This window comes from Streptomyces xiamenensis (assembly GCF_000993785.3).
Lineage (GTDB): Bacteria > Actinomycetota > Actinomycetes > Streptomycetales > Streptomycetaceae > Streptomyces > Streptomyces xiamenensis.
This window is the reverse complement of sequence record NZ_CP009922.3, coordinates 5303954-5327711: the sequence shown is the minus strand read 5'-3', so window position 1 is coordinate 5327711 and position 23758 is coordinate 5303954. Positions and strand designations below refer to the sequence as shown.

At 72.5% G+C, this 23758-nt stretch carries 21 protein-coding genes and 1 tRNA gene; 14 read left to right on the top strand and 8 right to left on the bottom strand.

Annotated features, from left to right (window positions below; all coding sequences use genetic code 11):
• Positions 1–186: 186 nt before the first annotated feature.
• Positions 187–1590 carry an FAD-dependent oxidoreductase gene (locus tag SXIM_RS24450; protein WP_046725898.1) on the bottom strand — a complete coding sequence of 468 codons (1404 nt, stop codon included), beginning with the start codon at positions 1588–1590 and terminating at the stop codon, positions 187–189.
• Positions 1591–1676: 86 nt separating this feature from the next.
• On the opposite strand from SXIM_RS24450, the gene SXIM_RS24445 reads away from it, so the two are divergent.
• Positions 1677–2051, top strand: a complete 375-nt coding sequence (locus tag SXIM_RS24445) for an ArsR/SmtB family transcription factor (RefSeq protein WP_030731262.1) — start codon at positions 1677–1679, stop codon at positions 2049–2051.
• A gap of 111 nt (positions 2052–2162) precedes the next feature.
• Here the strand turns inward: SXIM_RS24445 and arsB are convergent, their stop codons facing one another.
• Both arsB and SXIM_RS24435 read right to left on the bottom strand, forming a co-directional pair.
• On the bottom strand, positions 2163–3272 hold the full coding sequence (gene arsB / locus SXIM_RS24440) for an ACR3 family arsenite efflux transporter (protein WP_030731258.1): 1110 nt from the start codon (positions 3270–3272) through the stop codon (positions 2163–2165).
• Positions 3269–3583: an ArsR/SmtB family transcription factor gene (locus SXIM_RS24435; protein WP_046725134.1), complete on the bottom strand. Its 315-nt coding sequence runs from the start codon at positions 3581–3583 to the stop codon at positions 3269–3271. Before SXIM_RS24435 ends, arsB begins: the two co-directional genes overlap by 4 nt.
• Positions 3584–3659: 76 nt before the next feature.
• Between SXIM_RS24435 and SXIM_RS24430 the strand changes: the two genes are divergently transcribed.
• Together SXIM_RS24430 and SXIM_RS24425 are read left to right on the top strand one after the other, a co-directional pair.
• Positions 3660–4088 (top strand): arsenate reductase ArsC, encoded by a 429-nt coding sequence (locus SXIM_RS24430; protein WP_046725133.1) that lies wholly within the window; start codon positions 3660–3662, stop codon positions 4086–4088.
• 62 nt (positions 4089–4150) lie between these two features.
• Positions 4151–5383, top strand: coding sequence for a nucleotide sugar dehydrogenase (locus SXIM_RS24425; RefSeq protein WP_046725897.1), 1233 nt, complete (start codon positions 4151–4153; stop codon positions 5381–5383).
• Positions 5384–5599: 216 nt separating this feature from the next.
• On the opposite strand, the gene SXIM_RS24420 is transcribed toward SXIM_RS24425, so the two are convergent.
• Positions 5600–5687, bottom strand: a tRNA-Leu gene (locus tag SXIM_RS24420).
• Between the two features lie 194 nt (positions 5688–5881).
• On the opposite strand from SXIM_RS24420, the gene SXIM_RS24415 reads away from it, so the two are divergent.
• A complete protein-coding gene (locus SXIM_RS24415) occupies positions 5882–7267 on the top strand; it encodes a cellulase family glycosylhydrolase (protein ID WP_046725132.1) in 1386 nt (461 codons plus the stop codon).
• A 635-nt stretch (positions 7268–7902) separates the two neighbouring features.
• Here SXIM_RS24415 and SXIM_RS27590 read toward each other — a convergent pair.
• Both SXIM_RS27590 and SXIM_RS24400 read right to left on the bottom strand, forming a co-directional pair.
• Positions 7903–8478 (bottom strand): hypothetical protein, encoded by a 576-nt coding sequence (locus SXIM_RS27590; RefSeq protein WP_046725131.1) that lies wholly within the window; start codon positions 8476–8478, stop codon positions 7903–7905.
• 110 nt (positions 8479–8588) lie between these two features.
• Positions 8589–9911, bottom strand: a complete 1323-nt coding sequence (locus SXIM_RS24400; RefSeq protein ID WP_030731238.1) for an extracellular catalytic domain type 1 short-chain-length polyhydroxyalkanoate depolymerase — start codon at positions 9909–9911, stop codon at positions 8589–8591.
• A 198-nt stretch (positions 9912–10109) separates the two neighbouring features.
• On the opposite strand from SXIM_RS24400, the gene SXIM_RS24395 reads away from it, so the two are divergent.
• The 8 genes from SXIM_RS24395 (at position 10110) to SXIM_RS24360 (ending at position 19014) form a co-directional block, all read left to right on the top strand.
• On the top strand, positions 10110–10916 hold the full coding sequence (locus SXIM_RS24395) for a DeoR/GlpR family DNA-binding transcription regulator (protein WP_234306842.1): 807 nt from the start codon (positions 10110–10112) through the stop codon (positions 10914–10916).
• 214 nt (positions 10917–11130) lie between these two features.
• Positions 11131–12633 (top strand): FGGY-family carbohydrate kinase, encoded by a 1503-nt coding sequence (locus SXIM_RS24390; RefSeq protein ID WP_046725130.1) that lies wholly within the window; start codon positions 11131–11133, stop codon positions 12631–12633.
• Positions 12626–14095: an FGGY-family carbohydrate kinase gene (locus SXIM_RS24385; RefSeq protein ID WP_046725129.1), complete on the top strand. Its 1470-nt coding sequence runs from the start codon at positions 12626–12628 to the stop codon at positions 14093–14095. The genes SXIM_RS24390 and SXIM_RS24385 overlap by 8 nt, the downstream gene beginning before the upstream one ends.
• Positions 14095–15159: an NAD(P)-dependent oxidoreductase gene (locus SXIM_RS24380; RefSeq protein ID WP_174864340.1), complete on the top strand. Its 1065-nt coding sequence runs from the start codon at positions 14095–14097 to the stop codon at positions 15157–15159. The genes SXIM_RS24385 and SXIM_RS24380 overlap by 1 nt, the downstream gene beginning before the upstream one ends.
• A 45-nt stretch (positions 15160–15204) precedes the next feature.
• Positions 15205–15894: a histidine phosphatase family protein gene (locus SXIM_RS24375; RefSeq protein WP_342783633.1), complete on the top strand. Its 690-nt coding sequence runs from the start codon at positions 15205–15207 to the stop codon at positions 15892–15894.
• Positions 15895–15908: 14 nt separating this feature from the next.
• The gene (locus SXIM_RS24370; protein WP_053116289.1) at positions 15909–16991 is read left to right on the top strand and encodes an ABC transporter substrate-binding protein; all 1083 of its coding nucleotides are present in this window, start codon (positions 15909–15911) and stop codon (positions 16989–16991) included.
• 12 nt (positions 16992–17003) lie between these two features.
• Complete coding sequence (locus SXIM_RS24365) at positions 17004–17777, top strand: ATP-binding cassette domain-containing protein (RefSeq protein WP_046725128.1); 774 nt, start codon at positions 17004–17006, stop codon at positions 17775–17777.
• Positions 17770–19014, top strand: a complete 1245-nt coding sequence (locus SXIM_RS24360; protein WP_046725127.1) for a sugar ABC transporter permease — start codon at positions 17770–17772, stop codon at positions 19012–19014. The genes SXIM_RS24365 and SXIM_RS24360 overlap by 8 nt, the downstream gene beginning before the upstream one ends.
• 122 nt (positions 19015–19136) lie before the next feature.
• On the opposite strand, the gene SXIM_RS24355 is transcribed toward SXIM_RS24360, so the two are convergent.
• The gene (locus SXIM_RS24355; protein ID WP_046725126.1) at positions 19137–20144 is read right to left on the bottom strand and encodes a porin PorA family protein; all 1008 of its coding nucleotides are present in this window, start codon (positions 20142–20144) and stop codon (positions 19137–19139) included.
• 287 nt (positions 20145–20431) lie between these two features.
• Here SXIM_RS24355 and SXIM_RS24350 point away from each other — a divergent pair, with 287 nt between their 5' ends.
• On the top strand, positions 20432–21313 hold the full coding sequence (locus SXIM_RS24350) for a sigma-70 family RNA polymerase sigma factor (RefSeq protein ID WP_046725125.1): 882 nt from the start codon (positions 20432–20434) through the stop codon (positions 21311–21313).
• Positions 21314–21337: 24 nt separating this feature from the next.
• The gene (locus SXIM_RS24345; RefSeq protein ID WP_030731209.1) at positions 21338–21823 is read left to right on the top strand and encodes a GNAT family N-acetyltransferase; all 486 of its coding nucleotides are present in this window, start codon (positions 21338–21340) and stop codon (positions 21821–21823) included.
• Between the two features lie 64 nt (positions 21824–21887).
• On the opposite strand, the gene SXIM_RS24340 is transcribed toward SXIM_RS24345, so the two are convergent.
• Entirely contained in the window at positions 21888–23654 is a 1767-nt protein-coding gene (locus tag SXIM_RS24340) for an ABC transporter ATP-binding protein (protein ID WP_046725124.1), read from the bottom strand.
• Positions 23655–23758 lie beyond the last annotated feature (104 nt).

The following is a 23758-nucleotide window of genomic DNA, read 5'->3' as shown; positions in this document are numbered from 1 at the left end:
CATGGCCGGCCGAGCCGGATGACTCGCGGTCGCCCGGTCCGGCAAGATCACTTCCGTTGTCCACGTGGTTGCTCACGCGGGATCTCCCCGAGCCCTTGACGACGGCCCCGGCGAGCGATGCACTCCTGGCGACGTGGGCCGCGACCGTGTTCCCACCGCGGCCCGACGGCGCCGGATGGGTGGAGCCTACGAGCCGCAGCAACCGCCCGACGGTGTCCGGTCGTCCGAGGCGGTCGGGACGGCTGTCCCCAGGCGCACGAGCTGCGGCTGGGTGGTGGTGCAGCAGCCGCTCGCACCGGCCCTCCGGTCCGGGTCGGGGACGTCATAGAGGCCGGAGCCGCCACAGACTCCGCTCTCGGGGAGGGTGAGTTCGACGCGGTGTGCGGCTTCGGTGTCGCCGGCGAGGTGGGCGGCGATGGAGCGGACCTGTTCGTAGCCGGTCATGGCAAGGAAGGTGGGGGCGCGGCCGTAGGACTTCATGCCGGTGAGGAACAGATCATGCTCGGGGTGGGTCAGTTCCTTGACGCCGTGGGGGTAGACGGTGCCGCACGAGTGGGCGTTGGGGTCGATCAGCGGAGCGAGTGCGGTGGGGGCGGAGAGGCGTTCGTCCAGGCCGAGTCGGACTTCCGACAGGAAGGTGAGGTCGGGGCGCAGGCCGGTGAGAACGATGATGTGGTCGACGGGTTCGGTGCGGCGGCCGTCTTCGGCGATCAGGACGAGGCGGTCGTCGCTTTCGCGTTCGACGCCGATGGTGCGGAAGCCGGTGACGGCGTCGGCGTGGCCCTGTTCGACGGCGGCTTTGGCGGCCAGGCCCAGGGCGCCCCGGGCGGGGAGTTGGTCGGCGGTGCCGCCACCGAAGGTGGAGCCGGAGATGCCGCGGCGCAGGATCCATACCGCGTGGGTGCCGGTGCCCTCCTCGTCCTTGGCGAGGTCGGCCAGGCCGGCGAGGGCGGTGAAGGCGGAGGCGCCGGTACCGACGACGGCGGTGTGCTTGCGGGCGAAGCGGTGTCGCTCGGCCGGGTCGTTGAGGTCGGGGACGCGGTAGGTGATGCGGCCGGCGGCGGCCAGGGCCCGCTCCCCGATGGCTGGGTAGCCGTCGGCGCCGAGCGGGTTGGGGGTGGTGCAGGTGCCGGAGGCGTCGATCACGGCGCGGGCGGTGACGCGCTGCTCGGTGCCGTCGGCGAGGGTGAGGTGGAGGGTGAAGGGCTGGATGTCGCGGCCGGAGTCCACCACACGGTCGCGGCCGGCCCTGGCCACACCGGTCACGGTGGCGCCGTAGCGGACGCGCTCGCCGAGGGCGTCGGCCAGCGGCTGGAGATACGCCTGGGCCCATTGCGCGCCGGTGGGGTAGTCGCCCGCCTCGGGCCGGGACCAGCCGGTGGGCGCCAGCAGCTTCTCCGCGGCCGGGTCGATCAGCTCGCTCCAGGTGGAGAACAGGCGAACGTGGCCCCATGCGTGCACCGCCGCGCCGGCCCGGGGTCCGCGTTCGAGGACCAGGGGTTCGATGCCCCGCTCAAGAAGGTGGGCGGCGGCGGCAAGCCCGATGGGGCCGGCGCCGATGACGGCGACGGGCAGACCGGTGTCCGGCATGATCAGCACTCCTCACGCTTTCTGAATCGACGTTCATCGATATTTCGAGCTTGCCCCTTCACATCGACGAATGTCAACATAGACGTATGTCGAAGTCCAAGAGGGTGGAGCTCCCGGTACTGGAGCCGGAGGAGAACGCGGTGCCTTGCTGTCCGCCCATCACGGCGGGGGAGCTGTCGGTGCGGGATGCCGAGCGCATGGCGGTGATGTTCAAGGCGCTGTCCGATCCGGTGCGGCTGCGCCTGTTCTCGCGCGTGGCCTCTCATCCGGGCGGGGAGGCGTGCGTGTGTGACATCCAGGACGTGGGCGTCTCGCAGCCCACGGTCAGTCACCACCTGAAGAAGCTGCGCGAGGCGGGCCTGCTGACCTCCGATCGGCGTGGCACCTGGGTGTATTACCGGGTCGCCCCCTCGGTCGTGGCCGCGATGTCCGCGATGCTCGACCTCCGCACCACCACCTGACCCCAGCGTCCCGGGCCGGCGGGCAGCAGGCGGCGAGGCAGCGGCGCCGAAGGGCCCGCCGCTCCCCCATTCGGATGCGACGGGCTCTCGTCACGCGAGGTGATCCGCTGCTCAGGCCGTCGTTTCCCGGTCGGCACGGCGGCGCAGGGCGAGGGAGACGTAGACCAGGGCCACCAGGACGGGGACCTCGATGAGAGGGCCGACGACGCCGGCGAGGGCTTGTCCCGAGGTGACGCCGAAGGTGCCGATGGCCACCGCGATGGCGAGTTCGAAGTTGTTGCCGGCGGCGGTGAAGGCGAGGGTGGCGGTGCGGTCGTAAGGAAGACCCGCCGCCCGTCCCATGGCGTAGGACCCGAACCACATCACGGCGAAGTACGCCAGCAGCGGCAGCGCGATCCGGGCCACGTCCCACGGCTCGGAGGTGATGGCGTCGCCCTGGAGGGCGAACAGCAGCACGATGGTGAACAGCAGACCGTACAGCGCCCACGGTCCGATCCGTGGCAGCACCTTCGTCTCGTAGCGTTCCCGGCCCAGGCGTAGCTCCCCGATCCGGCGGGTGAGGAACCCGGCCAGCAACGGGATGCCGAGGAAGACCAGGACGTTCAGGGCGATCTCGCCTGCGGAGATGTCGAGGTGCTCGCCTTCGCCCAGGCCGAGCCAGCCGGGCAGGAGGTCGAGGTAGAACCAGCCCAGCAGACCGAAGGCGACCACCTGGAAGACCGAGTTCAGCGCCACCAGCACGGCGGCGGCTTCCCGGTCACCACAGGCCAGGTCGTTCCAGATGATCACCATGGCGATGCAGCGCGCGAGGCCGACGATGATCAGCCCGGTGCGGTACTCGGGCAGGTCCGGCAGGAAGATCCACGCCAGGGCGAACATCACCGCAGGGCCGATCAGCCAGTTGACGGCCAGGCTCAGGGCCATGAGTCGCCGGTCGCCGGTCACGGTGGCCAGGCTGGTGCGGTCGTAGCGGACCTTCGCCAGCACCGGGTACATCATGATCAGCAGGCCCAGGGCGATCGGCAGGGAGATCCCGCCGACCTCCAGGCCGGCCAGCGCTTCGTCCAGACCATCCACCACCCGCCCCAGCAGGAGCCCCGCCGCCATGGCCGCGAGGATCCACACCGCCAGGAAGCGGTCCAGGGTCGAGAGCTTCGCGACAATCCCGGTGGCTTCGTCCGCATCCGGGCCCGTTGTGGACGGTGTTCGGGTGGTGGTCACGGGCAGGCTCGCTTCCGCTGGTGCTCTGCGGTGTCGCGCGCGGTCGCGGCCAGGCCGGTGAACCGCCCGGCCAGGCTCTCCAGCACCTCGGGGCGCAGCTTGTAGTAAGTGAAACGGCCGCACGGCTCCGTCTCCACCACGCCGGCCTCACGCAGGACGCGCAGATGGTTGGAGAGATTCGTCTGCTTCGCCCCGGTCTCCTCCACCAGGTGTGTGGTGCACAGCGTCTCGTGCGCCAGCAAGCCCACGATCTGGAGCCGCAGCGGGTCGGCCAGCACCCGGATGAGATCAGCATCGACTGAAGTCAGCATGCACTGATACTTTCATATCAGCTCGCGCTGACACCAGTCTCGGCTGATCTCATCCATGGAGTGAAGGAACCAAGCGATGGCCCCCCAACCGACCGCACCGCTCGCCTCCGTGCTGTTCGTCTGTGTCCACAACGCCGGCCGCTCACAGATGGCCGCCGGCTTTCTCACCCACCTGGCCGGTGACCGCGTCGAGGTCAGCTCGGCGGGTTCCCTCCCCGCCGACCAGGTCAATCCCGCCGCTGTCGAGGCCATGGCCGAGGCCGGCATCGACATCTCGACCGAGTTGCCGAAGCTCCTGACGACAGAGGCCGTCAAGGCGTCCGACTACGTCATCACCATGGGATGCGGCGACGCGTGCCCCGTCTTCCCCGGCAGGACATACCTGGACTGGGCCCTGGAGGACCCGGCCGGCCAGGGAGTGGAGGCCGTCCGACCCATCCGCGACGAGATCCGCACCCGGGTCGAAGCTCTGATCGCCGCCATCGACGCCGAGCGGGAGGCATGATTGCCGGGATGCCCGAGCCGGGCGCAGTCAAGATGTCGCGCCGGCTCCGACCTGCGATAACGATGCCTCAACGGACAATCAGCGCCCCGGGCTACAGCAGCCCGTTCCTCGATGGGTACGACATCGACCCACACCGGGTCGACAAACTGACCCGCGGTGAGTCGTACATCGAAGACATCATGACCGACCGGCTGCGCCTGGTCCTCGGGAGCGGGAACTATCAGCCGTCCGCCGATCGGGCCGACCTGGCAGGCTACGACGTCGGAGTGATCACCGTCCCGACACCATTGCACGAAGGGGTGCCCGACCTCTCCTACATCGAGGCGGCCGGCGACGCGCTAGCCGCACATCTGAGGCCGGGGACCATGGTGGTACTGGAGTCCACGACCTACCCAGGCACCACCGAGGAACTGCTTGCGCCACTGTTGGAGAAGGGCTCCGGGCTGATCGCCGGTCGCGATTTCCACCTGGGATACAGCCCCGAGCGGATCGACCCGGGCAACCCGGTCTGGTGTTTGGAGAACACCCCGAAAATCGTCTCCGGGATCGACCGGGACTCGCTGCATGCGGTGAACAACTTCTACCGGCAACTGGTGGAGCGAACCGTGCCCACCTTCTCCTGCAAGGAGGCCGAGCTGGCCAAGCTGCTGGAGAACACCTTCCGGCACGTCAATATCGCACTGGTCAACGAGCTGGCAGTGTTCGCTCACGACCTGGGGATCGACATCTGGGGGGCGATTGACGCGGCGGCCACGAAGCCGTTCGGGTTCATGCGGTTCGACCCGGGTCCGGGGGTCGGTGGACACTGCTTGCCGATTGACCCGTCCTTCCTCCCCTGGCGCGTGGAACGGGCGCTCGGTCGGCCGTTCCGTTTTGTCGAGCTGGCTAACGACGTGAACAGCCACATGCCGGACTACGTGGTGCGGCGTCTCACGGAAGGGCTGAACCACCGGCGCCGACCGGTCAACGGCTCCCGGGTACTCCTGCTTGGCCTGGCATATAAGGCGAACACCGGAGATGCACGAGAAGCCCCCGCCGCTCGGATCGCCGAGCTGCTTCTCGGCCTCGGCGCGGAGGTACGCGGTGCCGACCCACTCGTGGTGGCGGACATTCCCACCGATGCACGCTTGGTTCGAGTGGACGCGACTGCGGAAGAGATGGCAACGTCCGACGTCGTGGTACTGCTCACGGACCATGCTGAATTCGACTACGAGTCGCTTCTTGAACACGCGCCGTATGTGCTCGACTGCCGAAATCGCCTGTCCGGTGCAGGTGAGAAAGTCTCGCCCCTGTAAGCGTCGGGGCACGGAGCCGTCAGGAAATCGGCGGTGCGGGGGCTCGGTAGAGGAAGCCGCGGGACGAGGGTGCCCGGAAGCTGGCCGCATCCAGCGCCGGCCGGATCGGACTGGGCAAGGTCGTCTGACGACCGAGCTCGTTCACGGGCTGGTCACTGCGCTGGTCACGACTAAGTCCTTACAACACAAAAACCCCAGGTGAACTGGGGTTCCTGCTGGTGTCCGAGGGGGGACTTGAACCCCCACGCCCATAAGAGGGCACTAGCACCTCAAGCTAGCGCGTCTGCCATTCCGCCACCCGGACGGGGTGTGTCGCTGTGACGACGACAACGATACCAAGCTCCGCCGGGTGCTCCGCACACTCTCACTGCCCGTGGCCAGGTGGTGACTTTGGTGGGATTCGGTGGGGGTCTGCGCGATGTCTTGACGGCTTACGGGTGCGATGGGTTTATGGGAGCGCTCCCAATGTTCCCGTCGTGCTCACTCTCTGGAGTCGCAGTGAGAACAGCAAGAAGCACCAGACGCAAACGCCCACTGACCGCGCTGCTGGGCGCCCTGGCCGGAATGATCGGAGTCCTCGTGCTCGGCGGCCCCGGGTCGGCCACCGCACAGGCGCAGGAGGAGCCGGCCCTCGCCACCGGGCTGCACATCAGCGACGGCCGGCTGGTCGAAGGCAACGGCAACGACTTCATCATGCGTGGCGTGAACCACGCCCACACCTGGTACCCCGGCGAGACCCAGTCGCTGGCCGATGTGAAGGCGCTGGGATCCAACACCGTACGGGTCGTGCTGTCCAACGGCTACCGGTGGTCCGAGAACAGCGCCGCCGATGTGGCCTCCGTCGTCGCCCAGTGCAAGGCCAACCGGCTCATCTGCGTGCTGGAGGTCCACGACACCACCGGATACGGGGAGGAGGCCGCGGCCGACACCCTGGACGGCGCCGCCGACTACTGGATCGGGCTCCAGAGCGTCCTCACCGGTGAAGAGGACTACGTCATCATCAACATCGGCAACGAGCCGTGGGGCAACACCGACCCCGAGGGCTGGACCGCGCCCACCATCGCCGCCGTCGAGAAGCTGCGGAACGCCGGCTTCGAGCACACGATCATGGTGGACGCGCCCAACTGGGGCCAGGACTGGCAGGGCGTGATGCGCGCCACCGCCCAGTCCGTCTACGAGGCCGACACCACCGGCAATCTGATCTTCTCGATCCACATGTACAGCGTCTACGACACGGCGCAGAAGATCACCGACTACCTGGGGTCGTTCGTCCAGGCCGGGCTGCCCCTGGTGATCGGTGAGTTCGGCGGGCCGCCGGACGAGTGGGGCGATCCGGACGAGGACGCCATGCTCGCCGCCGCCGAGCAGTACCGGCTCGGGTATCTGGCCTGGTCCTGGTCCGGCAACACCGACCCCATCCTCGACCTCGCGATCGATTTCGACCCCAGCCGGCTCAGCTCCTGGGGCGAGCGCATCTTCCACGGCCCCAACGGCATCGGCGAGACCGCCCAGGAAGCCACTGTCTTCGACGGCGAGGGCGGCGGTGAGGAGCCCCAGCCGAACGCCGGATGCGCGGTCGCCTACCGCGTCGTCGGCGAGTGGAACGGCGGGTTCCAGGGCGAGATCGTCATCCGCAACACCGGCACGGCACCCCTCGACGGGTGGACCCTGGCGTTCGTCTTTCCCAGCGGTCAGACCGTCTCCAGCATGTGGGGCGGTACCGCCACCCAGAGCGGTGGCGGGGTGAGTGTGGCACCGGCCGCCTACAACGCCGGCATCCCGGCGGGCGGGACCGTCACGGTCGGTTTCCTCGCCGACAAGGGAAGCGCCAACGCCGCCCCCACCGGTTTCACGCTCAGTGGCGCCGCCTGCACCACCGGGTGACCGTCGCGGCCGGCGGGGGCTTCGCTTCTCCCCCGCCGGCCGCCGGGCGGACGTCCGCACCGTCGAGCCGCGAATGACGGGTCGGGTACCCGTCCTTGCGCGTGTCGGGGCATGAGCCGTGGCCCGGCCGAGTACGCCGGGGGGATCCGCGCCCGGGCGGGCACCGGACGGTGGGCCCGCCCGGGCGTCGGCGCCGACCACCACGCGTACGGAGGCCGGCAAGGGGGTGTGGCGGGCCGGTTCTGGCCGATCCCTTCGCGAAGATCATCCGGCCCCGAGCCCGGTGTCAGAGTCTCCCGATGGCGTGCCGGCGGTCAGCCTCGCTTCCGCTCCGGGAGAACCACCGTGGGCATCCTGCTCATCGCCGGCCTGTGGCTCGACGGGGCCGCCACCGACCTCGCGTACGTGCACCTCGACTCGGGTCACTGGCCGATGGCCACCCGCCCCCGCGAACTCGCCCGCGTCCTGGCGGAGGCCGCCGGCTCCTCACAGTGCCGGGGCCGGGCGATCGGGCCGCTGTCGCCGGTGGTCGGCCGCCCCGGCGGAAGCTCCCCGGACCGGGCCGACCGCGTCGAACCGATGGATCCCGTCCCGGACGGCGTCCTACGGGCGGGAGCGGGCCGGGGTGGAGCCGGTCAGTCCGCCGTTTCCCGCTCGTGCGGTGCGGCGGAGGCGTCGGGCGCCCCGCCCACCACGTGCCAGGCGGTCGTGCCCCACAGGATCGCGGCCGATCCCAGGCCGGACAGGGTCAGGACCGTCGTCACCTCGGCCCCGGCGAGGGCGGTGACGCAGCCGGCGAGGCCCAGGGCGATGAGCAGGGCCCCGGTCCAGCGGTACTCGGGACGGCCGAAGGGACGGACCAGCGGGAAGAAGTGAGCCCCGACCACGACCGTGACGAGGGCCGGAATCCACTGCTGCCCGCCGGTGGCCACACAGACGGCCACGACGGCCGCGATCCCGGCCGCCTGGGCGGCGTTGGCCGTCCGGTAGGCCGGGGCGGCCCGCTCGTACGCCTCCCGGCCGCCGATGTTGTCCAGGCGGCGCACGGCGAGCACGGACAGGGCCACGACCGCGGCCAGTCCCGCGACGAGGACGGCGACCTCCCCCAGGGCGATGGCCCCCACGAGCCACCACACGGTTCCGAAGAAGAGGAGGATGACACCCGAACCGAGGGTGCCGTGCTGGGCTCGTGGCGGAAAAGAAGCGTTCATGCTGATCATTCAAGCGGACCGGCTGTCGCCCCGAACACGGCGGTCGGCCCGGGACCGCCACGCCACTCCCGCCGGCACGCCCCCGGCGGCCCGGGCCGCGCTGTGGCCGGTCAGGACATCGTGCACCCGGCGCCGTTGAGGGCGAAAGCGGCCGGGCCCGCCGCGTTGCCCGTGTGGGTGGCCTGGTAGCCGAAGCTGACGCTCGCGCCCGGGGCGATGCTGGTGTTGTGGGCCACCGGGGTGGCCGTCACGGTGCCGCCGGAGGTGGTGTAGGTGGCGTTCCAGCCCGCGGTGATGGCCTGGCCGGGGGGCAGCGAGAAGGCCAGCGACCAGCCGCTCACCGTCGTGGTGCCGGTGTTGGTGACGGTCAGCTCGGCGGTCAGCCCGGTGTTCCAGGCGTTGGTCGCGATCCCCACCCGGCAGGCGCCCGGCTGGGGGTCGGGCCCGGGGCCCGGGCCGGGGTCGCCGCCGCCCTGGTCGAGGCCGAAGAACGCGATCACCCGGGCCGCCATGCCGCCGCCGGGCACGTTGTGTCCGGTGCCCTGGAGGCTGATGGCCTCCACCGGGGCCTGGTCGCCGGTGCCGCCGTAGCGGGTGCGGTTCCAGCCGGCCTGCGGCTGATCGCTGTACGCGGGTGTCTGGCTCACTCCCAGCACCTGTGTCCACTGCTTGATCTGCTCCCCGAAGTTCGGGTAGCGCAGCACGTCGTCCGTGGTGCCGTGCCATATCTGCATGCGCGGTCGCGGCCCGGTGTAGCCGGGGTGGGCGGCCCGTACGAGGTCGCCCCACTCCTGCGGGGTACGGCTGATCTGCCCCTGTGCGCAGGCGCTGTTCCAGCCGGAGCCGTCGGTGGTGGCGAAGCAGCCGAACGGGACCCCGGCGAACGCGGCGCCCGCTTTGAAGACATCGGGGTAGACGCCCAGCAGCACGTTGGTCATCATGGCGCCGGAGGAGGCGCCGGTGACGTAGACGCGTTCCGGGTCGCCGCCGTGGGTGCGCTGCACGTGGTCGACCATCGAGCGGATGCCGACCGGGTCACTGCCGCCGTCGCGGCGCAGCGCCTGGGGTGAGGAGACGTCGAAGCACTGGCCGCTGCGGGTGGCGGACGGGTAGATGACGATGAAGCCGTGGCGGTCGGCGAGCGAGGCGAACTCGGTGCCGGAGTGGAAGGCGGGGCCGCTGCCGGTGCAGTAGTGCACGGCCACCAGGATGGCGGGGCGCTGCTGGACGGTGTCGGGCACGTACAGATGCATCCGCAGGCCGCTGGGGTTGGCGCCGAAGCCGGTCACCTCGGTGAGGGTGGCGGCGGAGGCGGGCGGTGCGGTGAGGAACATCGCCGCGAGCAGCGGCGCGAGGGCGCCGAGCAGGGTGGCGAGTACGGTGCGGGGCGGCCGTCGCCGCCGTCCCGCCGTGCGGGGCGAGGTGGTGGTCATCGGGGTCCCTTCGGCGCGAGGAGTGGGGGTACGGGGCCGGCTCGCGCGGCGGTGGAGGCTGTTGGGCCGGTTTCGGTTCGCGGAGCGGCACGTCGTGCGGATCGTGACATGCACACGCCCTTCGTGGAAGCGCTCCCACGCACATCGGTCCGATTCCGTCCACCGAACACCCGTCAACCCCCGTGCGATGCTGGGCGGATGGCGGGTGATCCCATGACGGCGGACGGGGCACGGCGGAATCCGGAACTGCGGCGGGTGGCCATGCGCCGGCAGGTGGCCGAGGCGGGATTCGTGCGGGTGGACGCGCTGGCCCGGGAGTACGGGGTCAGCATCATGACGGTGCACCGCGACCTCGACGAGCTGGCCCGGCGCGGATTCCTGCACAAGGTGCGCGGCGGCGCGACCAGCGCCCCGACCACCACCTTCCACGGCGACCTCGAACACCGGATGCAGGCCCAGGTGGACGCGAAGCTGGCGATCGCCCGCGAGGCGCTGGCCACCGAGGTCGAGTCCGGGCAGGTGGTGGCGCTGGACGACAGCACGACGTCCCTGGTGCTCGCCCGGCTGCTGCCGGAGCGCGCGCCGCTCACCGTGGTGACGCACTTCCTGCCGGTGATCCGGGCGCTGGCCGCCCAGCCGGGCATCGAACTGGTGGGTCTTGGCGGCCGGTACGACGCGGCGTACGACTCCTTCCTGGGCCAGGACACGGCGGACGCGGCGGCCGGCATCCGGCCCGATCTGCTCTTCGTGTCCACCACGGCGGTGGCGGACGGGGTGTGTTACCTCCAGTCGCTGCGCACCGCCATCACCAGGCGGGCGCTGGTGGCCTCGGCCTCCCGGACCGTCGCGCTGATCGACCACTCCAAGTTCGACCGCCGCGCGCCGCACCGGCTGGCGGCGCTGGCGGAGCTGGACCGGGTGGTGGTGGACGGCGGCACCGCGCCGCGTACGGTGCGCGAGCTGTGGGCGAGGGGCGCCCGCGTCGATGTGGTGGAGGACTGCTGAACCGGCGAACTGACAGCCCCTCAGTTCTGCTACGTCATGTGAAGTTCACCCGGTTGGTCGGCCACCAGCGACAGCGGCACGGCGGCCCCGAACTGCCCCTTTTCCGGTTCCGCACGACACGCGCCCCCAAGATCAATGTGAAAAGTTGCGAAATTCCGGGAGCGTGCGTGTAATACGCGTCACATCGGGGTCGGCCGGAATGAGGTGCGGCGGGATGGCGGTGCGGAACGAGGAAGTCGCGGTGTGCGTCGACGCCGGCACCACCGTGATCAAGGCGGTGGTCTTCGACGCCGCCGGACGGGAACTGACGGTCAGCCGGCGCGAGACCCGCGTCCACCACCCCCACCCGGGCGCGGCCGAGCAGGACATGGACGAGGTCTGGAGCGCGGTGGCCGGCGCGGTCCGAGAGGCCGTCACCGAGGTGGCGCGCCCCGTCGGGCTGCTGGCCCTCACCGCCCAGGGCGACGGCGCCTGGCTGGTGGACCACGAGCACCGCCCGGTACGGCCCGCGGTGCTGTGGAACGACGCCCGCGCCGCCGCCGTCGTCCGCCGCTGGCGCACCGAGGGCGTGCTGGAGCGGGCGTACCGCGACAACGCCTCGCTCAGCAACGCGGGCCTGCCGAACGCCATCCTGCGGGTGCTCGCCGAGCGGGAGCCGGAGTCCCTGCGCGCCGCGCACGCCGTACTGACCTGCGGCAGCTGGCTGTTCCTGCGGCTGACGGGCGTGCTGGGGCTGCACCCGTCCGAGGCGTCCGCGCCCTGGCTCGACATCCGCACCCGCGACTACTCCGACAAGCTGATCGAGTGGTACGGACTCTCCGCGCACCGTGCGCTGCTGCCGCCGCTGCTGAGCGGCGAGGAGCTGGTCGCGGAGCTGGTCACCGGGGCGGCCTGCGAGCTGGGGCTGCCCTCCGGTACGCCGGTGGTGCTCGCCCCGTACGACGTGGTCGCCACCGCCCTGGGCACCGGCACCACCGCCGCCGGGCAGGCCACGTGTGTGCTGGGCACCACCCTGTGCACCGAGGTGCTCATCCGCCGGGCGGCGCCGGAGGAGGGCGAACCCGCCGGTCTGACCCTGGACTTCGGCGTTCCGGAGCTGCTCATGCGGGCCTTCCCGACCCTGGCCGGCACCGGGGTCCTGGACTGGACGGTGGAGTTGCTCGGGCTGCGCGACCACCGTGAGCTGTCCGAACTGGCCGCCCGCGTGCCGCCGGGGGCCGAGGGGCTGCGCGTCCTGCCGTACCTCTCGCCCGCCGGTGAGCGCGCACCCTTCCTCGATCCGGCGGCCAGCGGGCTGCTGACCGGGGCACTGTTCAGCCACGGTCGCGCGCACCTGGCGCGGGCTGTCCTGGAGGGCCTGGCGCATGTCATCCGGGACTGTCTGGACGCCGCTCCGGCCCGGCCCACCGAGCTGGCGCTGTGCGGCGGCGGCGCGGCCAGCGAGCTGTGGTGCCGGCTGATCGCCGACATCACCGGGCTGCCGGCCGTCTCCTCCCGGGACAGCCAGGTCGGCGCCAAGGGCGCGCTGCTGTCCGCGCTCACCGCGCTCGGCCGCTACCCGGATCTGACCGCGGCCGCCGGTGCCCTCGTGCACACCGGCCACCGCTACGAACCCTCGCCGCGACTGCGGGAGTTCCACGACGACGAGCACCAGGAGTTCCTGGCCACCCGGGAGTTGGCCACGACGCGCTGGGGCGGATGGCGGGCCGATGGCTGAGCCGGTGTGGATCGGGGTCGACCTGGGCACCCAGAGCGTGCGGGCACTGGCCGTCGACGACGAGGGCCGTACGGTGGCCGCCGCCGCCCGACCGCTGCGCGGCCGGCGGGACGGAGCGCGGCACGAACAGGACCCGGCCTCCTGGTGGGAGCGGACGGCCGAGGCCCTCGCCGAGCTGTCGGGGTCGCTCGGCGGGCGCCCGGTGGGCGCGCTCGCCGTGTGCGCCACCTCCGGGACGGTACTGCTGACCGGGCCGGCCGGGGTGCCCCGTACCCCGGGGCTGATGTACGACGACAGCCGGGCGGGCGCACTGGCCGCCGAGGCGCAGGAGGCCGGAGCGGGCCTGTGGCAGCACCTGGGGTACCGGATGCAGCCCGCGTGGGCGCTGCCGAAGCTGCTGTGGTGGCGGGACGCCGGACTGCTGGCGGACGGCGGGGTGCGGCTGGCGCACCAGCCGGACGTGGTGGCGGCGGCGCTGGTGGGGCATCCGGTGGCCGCCGACTCCAGTCACGCGTTGAAGAGCGGCTACGACCTGCTCGGTGAGCGCTGGCCGGCGGAGGTGCTGGCGCGGCTGCGGATCGATCCGGGGCTGCTGCCGGAGGTGGTGCGGCCGGGGGCCGTGCTGGGTGAGGTGTGCCGGGCGGCGGCGGCGCGCACCGGGCTGCCGTACGGCACGCCCGTGATCGCCGGGATGACCGACGGGTGCGCGGCGCAGCTGGGTGCCGGGGCGCTGGAGGCCGGTGAGTGGAACGCGGTGCTGGGCACGACGCTGACGCTCAAGGGGGTCAGCACGGTGCTGCCGCGCGATCCGACCGGGGCGGTGTACTCGCACCGCGCGCCGTACGGGGAGCTGTGGCTGCCGGGCGGGGCCTCCAGTACGGGGGCGGGCGCGGTGCGGGAGCTGTTCCAGGGGGCCGACCTGGCGGCGCTGACCCGGGCGGCGGCGAAGGTGAACGTGGCCGGGGTGCCGGTGTGTTACCCGCTGGTGGGGCACGGTGAGCGGTTCCCGTTCGTGGCCTCCGGGGCGCGCGGATTCCTCGGGGACGGGCCGCTGGACGTCTCGACCGGGGACCGGGCGCGGGACTTCGCCGCGGTGTGCCTGGGGGTGGCGCACATCGAGCGGCTGGCGTTCGGGGTGCTGGCGGCGTCGGGGGCCGATGTGGGCGGTCCGGTGACGTTCACCGGCGGGGCGGCGCGCAACCCGTGGTGGAACCAGTTGCGCTGCGACATGCTCGGGATGCGGGTGCGGCTGCCGGCGAACCCCGAACCGGCGCTGGGCATGGCGGTGCTGGCCGCGGGCGCGGTGACCGGCGACATCCCGGCGGCGGCGCGGCGGCTGGTACGGGTGCTGCGCACGCTGGAGCCGGACCCTGACCGCAACGCCCGGCTGACCCCCGGCTACGAGCTGCTGGTCGCCGCGCTCACCGAACGCGGCTGGCTGGCGGGCTGGACCGACCGCTGATGAGGGAAGGGACGAGGAGCGTGGAGGAACCGATCCCGGTGCTGGCCGCCGGTGACGGATTCGTGCTGAACCGGCTGCTGACCGAGGCGCTGCACGCGACGGGCGGCGGCCCGTCCGCGTGGCAGGTGCGGGAGCTGGAACTGCCGTGGCCACACGTGCCGTTCGGGCCGGTCGGGGAGGTGGTGGAGGCGTCGGGCAGCGAGGACGTGCTGATCGAGGCGCTGGCGGGGGTACGGGTGTGCCTGACGCAGATGGCGCCGCTGACCCGGCGGGTGCTCCGGGCGTGCCCGGATCTGGAGCTGTTCGCGGTGTCGCGGGGCGGCCCGGTCAACGCGAACCTGGCGGCGGCGGCCGAGCACGGGGTGGCGGTGACGTTCGCGCCGGGGCGTAACGCGGCCTCGACGGCCGAGCACACCGTCGGGCTGATGCTGGCGGCGATGCGGCGGATTCCGCAGGCGCACGCCGGGGTGCTGGCGGGGCGCTGGGACAGCGCGCAGTTCGCGTACGAGGCCACGGGGCTGGAGATCGAGGGCACCACGGTGGGCCTGGTGGGGGCCGGGGCGGTCGGCGGCCGGGTGGCGGCGGCGCTCACCGCGCTGGGGGCGCGGGTGCTGGTGGCCGACCCGTACGCGGATCCGGCGGCACTGCCGGCGGGGGTGCGGCTGGTGGAGCTGCCGGAGTTGCTGGCCTCCAGCGGGGTGCTGTCGCTGCACGCGCGGCTGACGCCGGAGACGGCGGGCATGATCGGCGCAGCGGAGCTGGCGGCGCTGCCGCCCGGCGCGGTGCTGGTGAACTGTGCCAGGGGCGGGCTGCTGGACTACGCGGCGCTGGCCGGCGCGCTGCGGGAGGGGCGGCTGTTCGCGGCGGCGCTGGATGTCTACGACGAGGAGCCGCTGCCGGCCGACCATCCGCTGCGCGGGGCGCCGAATCTGGTCCTGACCCCGCATCTGGCGGGGGCGAGCCGGGCGGTCGCGCGGCGGGCGGCCCGGATGGTGGCGGCGGAGGCCGACCGCTGGCGCCGTGGCAAGCCCCTGCTGCACCGGGCGAACGGTGGTGGCTCATGAGGGGCCGGGCCGCACCGCTTCCCGGAAGGCGGCGTCCGGCCGGAGGTGAAGGCGGCGGCTCCGGTCACCGGCTGCGCGGTGCCGCGGCGCGCGGGGGTGGCGGTGACGGCCGGCGCACCGCCCCGGGGGCGGCTGCTGCTGGTGCGGCACGCGCAGACCGTGTGGCACCGGGAGAACCGGTACGCGGGGGCGCGTACCGATCCCGCGCTGACCGAGGCCGGGGAGCGGCAGACCGCGGCGCTGGCCGTGGCCGGCGTCGGTGAGGGGGTCGAGGTGGTCGTCAGTTCGCCGCTGGGGCGGGCGGTGCGGACCGCGACGCCGGCCGCCGAGGCGGTGGGTACCTCCGTCGAGCGCGAACCCGGCCTGCGGGAGGCGGATTTCGGCACGCTGGAGGGGCGGACGCGGCAGGAGGCGGACCCGGAGCTGGTGGCGCGGTTCGTGGCCGACCCGGTGGCGCATCCGTTCCCGGGAGCCGAACCGCCCGCCGAAGCCGCCGCGCGGGCCGCCGGCGCCCTGCGGTCCGTGCACGCGCGGCACCCCGGCCGCACCGTGCTCGTCGTCGCGCACAGCACCATCCTGCGGCTCGCCCTGTGCGAGCTGATCGGACTGCCGCTCTCCCACTACCGGCGGATCTTCCCCCGGGTGGAGAACGTGGCGTTCACCGAGATCGCCCTGCCCGCCGACCCCACCGGGCCCGCGGCCCTGCTCTGCCTCAACCGCACCGTCCCGTCGTGAAAGGACACACCGCCGTGCCCAGACGCCGACCGCTGACGCTCCTCACCGCCGCTCTCATAGCCCTGACCACCGCCGCCACCGGCTGCGCCGCCAACGAGGCGGCCGACGGGAAGGGCGGCGGAGGCGGGGGCGACAAGATCGCCTTCCTGATGCCGGACATCGCCTCGCCGCGCTACGAGCTGTACGACAGCCCGCTGTTCGAGGCCAGGATCAAGGAGCTGTGCGGCGACTGCGAGGTCATCTACCAGAACGCCAACGCCGACGCCTCCCGCCAGCAGCAGCAGGCCAACTCCGCGCTCGCCCAGGGGGTGAGCGCCATCGTCATCGACCCGGTCGACTCCAACGCGGCGGCCGGCATCGTCGGTACCGCCCGCGCGCAGGGCGTTCCGGTGATCGCCTACGACCGGCCGGTCCTGGGCACCGCGCCCGACTACTACATCTCCTTCGACAACGAGAGGATCGGCGAGTCCATCGGGCTCTCCCTCGTCGAGGAGCTGCGGGCCTCCGGCGCTCGGGGCGGGCTGCTCCAGGTCAACGGCTCCCCCACCGACGCCGCCGCCGGGCTCATCAAGCAGGGCATCCACAACGCGATCGACGACAGCGGCTTCGAGCTGCTGGCCGAGTACGACACCCCGGACTGGCAGCCGGCCAAGGCGCAGGAGTGGGTGGGCGGCCAGATCACCCGGTTCGGCGACGGGATCGCCGGGGTGGTGGCCGCCAACGACGGTACGGGCGGCGGGGCGATCGCCGCGTTCAAGGCGGCCGGGGTGCCGGTCCCGCCCGTCACCGGCAATGACTTCGAGGTCGCGGCGGCGCAGCGGATCGTGGCGGGCGACCAGTACAACACCATCTCCAAGCCCATCAAGATCGTGGCGGAGGCGGCGGCGGAGGTGACGTACCAGTTCATCCAGGGCGAGGTGCCGGCCGGGGAGACCACGCTCTTCGACACCCCGGCCCAGTTGTTCGAGCCCACCGTGGTGACGGTGGACAACCTCGCCGAGGTGCTGGCCGGTTCGGATCAGCTCACCGCCGCCGAGGTGTGCACCGGGCAGTACGCGGCGGCGTGCGAGGCGGCCGGCGTCACGGACGCGGGCTGAGGGGGGCGTGCCATGTCGGTGGTGCTGTCGCTGCGCGGCATCAGCAAGAACTTCGGCGCGGTGGCGGCGCTCAGCGGGGTCGACCTGGAGGTGACGGCCGGTGAGGTGGTCGCCGTCGTCGGGGACAACGGGGCGGGCAAGTCCACGCTGGTGAAGGTGCTGGCGGGGGTGCACCGCGCGGACAGCGGGACCGTCACCTTCGAGGGCGCCGAGGTGACGATCGGTTCGCCGGCCGGGGCGCACGCGCTGGGCATCGCCACCGTGTTCCAGGACCTGGCGCTGTGCGAGAACCTCGATGTGGTCGGGAATCTGTTCCTGGGCCAGGAGGTGCGGCGTTCGCGGCTGGACGAGGTGGCGATGGAGCTGCGCTCGTGGGAGCTGCTGCGGCAGTTGTCGGCGAAGATCCCGACCGTACGGGTGCCCGTGGCCTCGCTGTCGGGTGGTCAGCGGCAGACGGTGGCGATCGCGCGCTCGCTGCTCGGCGACCCCAAGGTGATCATCCTGGACGAGCCGACCGCGGCGCTCGGGGTGGCCCAGACCGCGGAGGTGCTGGCGCTGATCCGGCGGCTGCGGGACCGGGGCCTGGGCGTGATCATGATCAGTCACAACATGGCGGACGTCCGGGCGGTGGCGGACCGGGTGGCCGTGCTGCGGCTGGGCCGCAACAACGGAGTCTTCGACACCGCCGCCGTCTCCGAGCAGGACATCATCGCGGCGATCGTCGGCGCGGTGCCGGTACCGGAGGACCACCGGGGAACGCGTCAGGGGGGCCGGGACGATGAGTGAGATCAAGACCACCGCGCCGCTGGATCTGCTGGACGAGCGGCTGCGGCACGGCGGCGGCCGGCGCGAGGTGGTGCGCGCGCTGTGGGAGCGGCTGCGGGCCGGGGACGTGGGCCCGCTGCCGATCATCGCCGGGCTGGCCGTCATCTGGACGGTGTTCCAGATCCTCAACCCGGTGTTCCTCTCCAGCGCCAACCTGGTGAATCTGCTGATGGAGTCCGTCGCGGTCGGGGTGATCGCGCTCGGCGTGGTGTGTGTGCTGCTGGTGGGTCAGATCGACCTGTCGGTCGGCTCGGTCAGCGGCCTGTCCGCCGCGCTGACCGCCGTCACCTTCGTCAACTCCGGCTGGCCGCTGCCGCTCTCCCTGGCGGCGGCGATCGGGGCCGGTGCGGCGATCGGCTGGCTGTACGCGCAGCTGGTCACCCGGCTGGGAGTGCCCAGCTTCGTGGCCACGCTGGCCGGGCTGCTCAGTTTCCTGGGCGTCCAGCTGTATCTGCTGGGCAGCACCGGGGCGATCAACCTCCCCTACGAGTCGGGGCTTGTGCACTTCGCGCAGCTGGCGTTCGTCCCGGTGTGGCTGTCGTACGTGCTGGTGGTGGCGGCGGCGGTCACGCTGTTCTGCACCGGGTCGGCGCTGGCCCGCACCCGGCGGGCGGCGGGTCTGTCGGCCCGTTCCGGCGCTGTGCTGGCGCTGCGCAGCGCGCTGGTGCTGGCGGGCGGCGGCTTCGCGGTCTGGTATCTGAACCAGGGCCGGGGCGTGGGGTGGATGTTCGTCGCCTTCGTGGCGCTGGTGCTGGTGCTCAACTACGCGCTGACCCGCACCGGGTGGGGGCGTTCGGTGTTCGCGGTCGGCGGGAACGCGGAGGCGGCGCGGCGGGCCGGGATCAACGTACGGCGTACGTACACCTCGGTGTTCATGCTGTGCTCGTCGCTGGCCGCGCTGGGCGGGGTGCTGGCGGCGTCGCGCCTTGCGGCGGCGAACCAGGCCAGCGGGGCGGGCGACGTCAACCTGAACGCGATCGCGGCGGCGGTGATCGGCGGCACGTCGCTGTTCGGCGGCCGGGGCAGCGCGTTCTCGGCGCTGCTGGGGATCCTGGTCATCCAGTCGATCTCCAGCGGGCTGACGCTGCTGGACCTGGACTCCTCCTTCCGGTTCATCGTCACCGGGCTGGTGCTGGCGCTGGCGGTGGCGCTGGATTCGGCGGCGCGCCGCTCCCGGGCGGCGCACGGACGGGCCTGACGGCGGTGGGTGCGGGCGCTGGGCCGGCCCGTCGCCCGCACGCGCCGGCACCCGGCCCCCCGTGCCCCTCGCCGTTGAGGGGTCCGGGGGGCCGGGTGCCGGTGGTGCGGTGCGCAGGCGGCTCAGTCGGTCGCCGGGCGGCGCCGGCCGCGCACCTCCAGGGTGGCGGCGACCGCGAGCAGCACCACCGCGATGCCGGCCAGACCCAGCGGGGCCAGGACGCCTATCAGCCACAGCAGCCGCGCCGCCTCGGCGGCGTCGTCGGCGCGCTCGGTCACGCCCTCCGGGGTGCCCTCGATGGCCATGGTGTTGACCGGGGCGAGGGTGACCGGCTGCCCGTCGGGGCCCGCGGTCTGGGCCACGATGGTCTGCTGGAGCGAGCCGTCGAGGACCATGCCGGTCTCGGAGTCGATCCAGGCGGTGCGCTGCACGGTGGCCGCGTACGTCAGGGGTACGGGGTCGGGCAGTGCCTCCAGGGCCTCCGGCGGCGGCAGCTGGTCGGCGGGCAGTGTCTGGGCTATGCCGGCGAGCAGGTCCTTCGGGAGGGCCTGGGGCAGCCGTTCGGCGATGGCCGGGTCACCGAGCGGCCCGGCCGCGTCGATCACGTACACGTAGGCGGTGCGGCCCTCCAGGTCCTCGGTGCGGTCGTAGACCGCGGGGGCCTCGGTGGCGGTGGTCGGGTCCCAGAAGGTGTAGTCCTTCTCCTCCGGCTCCAGCGGCCAGGAGATCACCAGGCCCTGGTGCTCCTCCGCCTCGCTGCCCTCGGGCGCCGGGCTGTTCACCAGGTCGGTGCGGTCCACGGCCCAGCGGTGGGCGGTGGCCGACAGCGGGGAGCCGTCGGGGCCGTTGACGGTCACGTCGTCGGTGACCACGGCCGTGCCGCCGTCGGTGTCCACGACCTTGACGTGGCGCTCGACGGACACCGGGAGGTCGGTGAGGAAGGCGTTGGCCACGTCGCCCGCCTCCAGGGCCTCGGCGTTGAGCAGCGAGGCGGTCCCGGTGTACGCGAAGACGCTGTCGGTGTCGGAGGGCAGCTGGTGCGCCTCCGGGTACACGGCGAACCGGGTCACGGCCGATGCGGCGAGCACGACGACGGCCGTACCGGACAGAATCCAAGTGCTTCTTCGCATGGTGTGTCTCCCGAGGACAGGCGCGTACGACGATGTACGACAGCCGGAGGCGGCGGCCGGGAAACCCCCTGCGCCCACGCCCTCCGGTCAACCGCCCGGTCAACCTAGGGTTGTGGCAGTGAACCGTCAATAACTTCGGCAGTACCGGCGGGTAACAGTTGGGCACCCTGCCGGAAGCCGCACGTCGGACGGTGTCCCGGCAGCGCCGCGCAGCTGTCACAACCGCTGCCCCGCGCGGGTCATCGGGGCAGGAGCGCGGTGCGCGAGGAGTACGAGGAGAGCGGGCGATGGATCACCACGAGGCCCTGGCGGCACGGTTCGAGGAACACCGGCCCCGGCTGCGGGCCATGGCGGGCCGGATGCTGGGCTCGGCGGCCGAGGCCGAGGACGCCGTGCAGGAGGTGTGGCTGCGCGCGGCGCGGGCCGGGGACGCCGATGTCGCCAATCTGGGCGGCTGGCTGACCACCATCACCGGCCGGGTGTGCCTGAACCTGCTGCGTTCGCGCGGGACCCGGCGCGAGGAGCCGCTGCCCGAGGGGCGCGAACCGGCTCTCCCCGCGCCCCGGGAGGCGGGCGCCGATCCGGAGCGGGCGGCGCTGCTGGCCGACTCGGTGGGAGCCGCGCTGGTGGTGGTGCTGGAGACGCTGAGCCCGGCGGAGCGCCTGGCGTTCGTGCTGCACGACATGTTCGCCGTGCCCTACGAGGAGATCGCCCCGATCGTGGGGCGGGGCAAGGCGGCCACACGGCAGCTGGCGTCCCGGGCGAGGCGCCGGGTGCGCGGCGCGGGGCCGGGCACGCGGGCGCCCGGTGCGGGCACGGCGGACGCCCGGCACCGGGAGGTGGTGACGGCGTTCCTGGCCGCCGCCCGGGAGGGGGACCTGCGGGCGCTGGTGACGGTGCTGCACCCCGATGTGGTGCTGCGCTCGGACGACGGCACGGTGCTGCGCGGCGCGGAGCGGCTGGCGCGGGGGGCCTCGCGCTTCGCCCAGGAGTACGGAGGCGCGCGGCTCGCGCTGGTGGACGGCCGGCTCGGGGCACTCACCCGGGCCGAAGGCCGCTCGGTGGCGGTGGCACTCTTCACGGTCGAGGCCGGCCTGATCACGGCGATGGACACGGTCGGCGATCCGGTGCGGCTGGCCGCGATGGAACTGTCGCTGCTCGACGGCTGAGGGCCGCTCCGTACACTGCCGGGCATGGTCACACTGGAACGGCTGCACGCGGACCACGCCTCCGCGCTGCTGGCCTTCGAACGGGAGAACCGCGCCTGGTTCGCCAGGTCGGTCCCGGACCGGGGCGACGCGTACTTCGCGCAGTTCGCCGACCGGCACCGGGCGCTGCTCGCCGAGCAGGAGACCGGGGCCATCCACTTCCACGTGGTGAGGGACGGAAACGGGGAGCTGATCGGCCGCGCCAATCTGGTGGACGCGGCGGCCGGCACGGCGGAGGTCGGCTACCGGATCGGGCAGCGCGCGGCGGGCCGGGGCGTCGCCACGGCGGCGGTCGGTGAGCTGTGCCGGCTGGCGGTGAGCGCGTACGGGCTGCACACGCTCACCGCCGTCACGACGCTGGACAACGGGGCGTCGCGGGCGGTGCTGCGGCACAACGGGTTCGCGGAGGCGGGCGGGACCGAGGTCGGTGGCCGGCCCGGTGTCCGCTACCGGCGCGAGCTGTCGGCGTGACCCCGGCCGGGGGGCGGCGGGCGGCCGTACCGCGCCGACCGCCGCCCTCGCCCACGGGTCCGGATCAGGTGAGCTGACCGCGCTGGAGACCGGCGTACGCCCCGCCCCGCTCCAGCAGTTCCTCATGGGTGCCGATCTCGGCGATGCCGCCGTCGCGCATCACCACGATGCGGTCGGCGTTGCGCACCGTGGACAGCCGGTGCGCGACCACGAAGGTGGTGCGGCCCGCGACCAGCCGGCCCAGTGCCTGCTGGACGAGCGCCTCGGAGCGGGTGTCCAGCGCCGAGGTGGCCTCGTCCAGGATCAGCACCCGGGGGTTGCGGATCAGCGCGCGGGCGATGGCGAGCCGCTGCCGCTGGCCGCCCGAGAGCCGTCCGCCGCTCTCGCCGACCACGGCGTCCAGGCCGCCGGGCATCCGCTCGACGAACTCCAGGGCGTTGGCGTCGCGCAGGGCGGCCCGGACGGCGTCGTCGTCGACGTCGTCCATGCCGTAGGCGACGTTCTCGCGGATGGTGCCCTCGAACAGGATGGACTCCTGGGGCACCACGGAGACGAAGCGCCGGTAGGTGCGCAGGTCCAGGGTGTTCATGTCGGTGCCGTCCAGCAGCAGCCGGCCGCTGGTGGGCCGGATGAAGCCGATGACGAGGTTGAGCACCGTGGACTTGCCGGCCCCGGACGCGCCGACCAGGGCGATGGTCTCCCCCGGCTGGACGGACAGCGTGAAGTCGCGCACCGAGGGCCGTTCGGCCTCCTCGTAGCGGAACCCGGTGTTCTCGAATTCGATGGCGCCGCGCAGCGAGGTCATCGCGGTCTTGCCCTCGTTCTCCTCCAGCGCCGGTGCCTGGAGGACCTCACCGACCGACCGCACCGACTCCAGGCCCTTGGTGATCACGGGCGCCAGGCCCATCAAGGTGGTGGTGGAGTTGGTGAGGGTGGTGAGGAACGCGCTGAGCATCACGACGTCCCCCGCCGTCAGGTCCCACACCTCGTAGTAGGCGATGAGCGCGGAACCGGTGAGGAAGAGCACGCCCAGGGCGTTGAGGAACACCCAGGCCAGCGAGGCGAAGCGGCCGTTGAGCAGGTCGAGCCGCAATCCGGAGCGCAGCACGTTGCCCAGGGTGTGGTCCATGCGGCGCAACGCGCTGGGCTCCAGGCCGTGGGCGCGGGTGACGGAGATGAGCCGGGTCATCTCGGTGACCCGGGAGGAGAGGTTCTCGACCTCGTGCCGGAACTCCTCGTTGTGGGTGCGCAGCCGGGTCCGCAGCCGCATCACGAGGAGGGCGGCGACGGGCACCACGATGAGGAAGACGGGCAGGAACTCGGGGGTGCGGAAGCCGATGATGACCAGGCCGCCGATGAGGACGGTGATGGCGCCGAGGCCGGTGTCCGAGGACTGCTGCACCATCTGTTCGATGGTTTCGACGTCGCGGACCACCTTGGCCTGCAGCACGCCGGCGCTGACCCGGGAGTGGTAGCCGATGGACAGCTGCTGCATGCGGGTGCACAGGGCCGAGCGCAGGGCGGTGCCCACCCGGCGGATGCTGCCGTACAGCAGCCGGACGTAGAGCAGGTGCAGCGGCGGGTTGATGATCAGGATGATCATCACGACGCCGGCGCTGCTCCACAGCTGGCTGATGGGCAGGTGCTGCACGACGGTGTCGACGATGGCGGCGGTGACCAGGGGCAGCAGCCATACGGGGCTGTGCTTGATCACGAAGACGATGAGGGCTCCGGCGACCTGGGGGCGGCTGCCGCGGAAGAGATAGGCGAGGGTGCGTACGGGGTGTTCGCCACGGTAGTGGTGGTCGAGCGGCCCTTCGGGCGTTGCCATGCGGGAGGTTCCTCCGAACCAGGGCGGATCTCAGCATTCCACAGCAAGCGCAGTAAGCGCTTTCCGAGGGGACTCTACTCCTCACCGAACCGGGCCCGACAGGG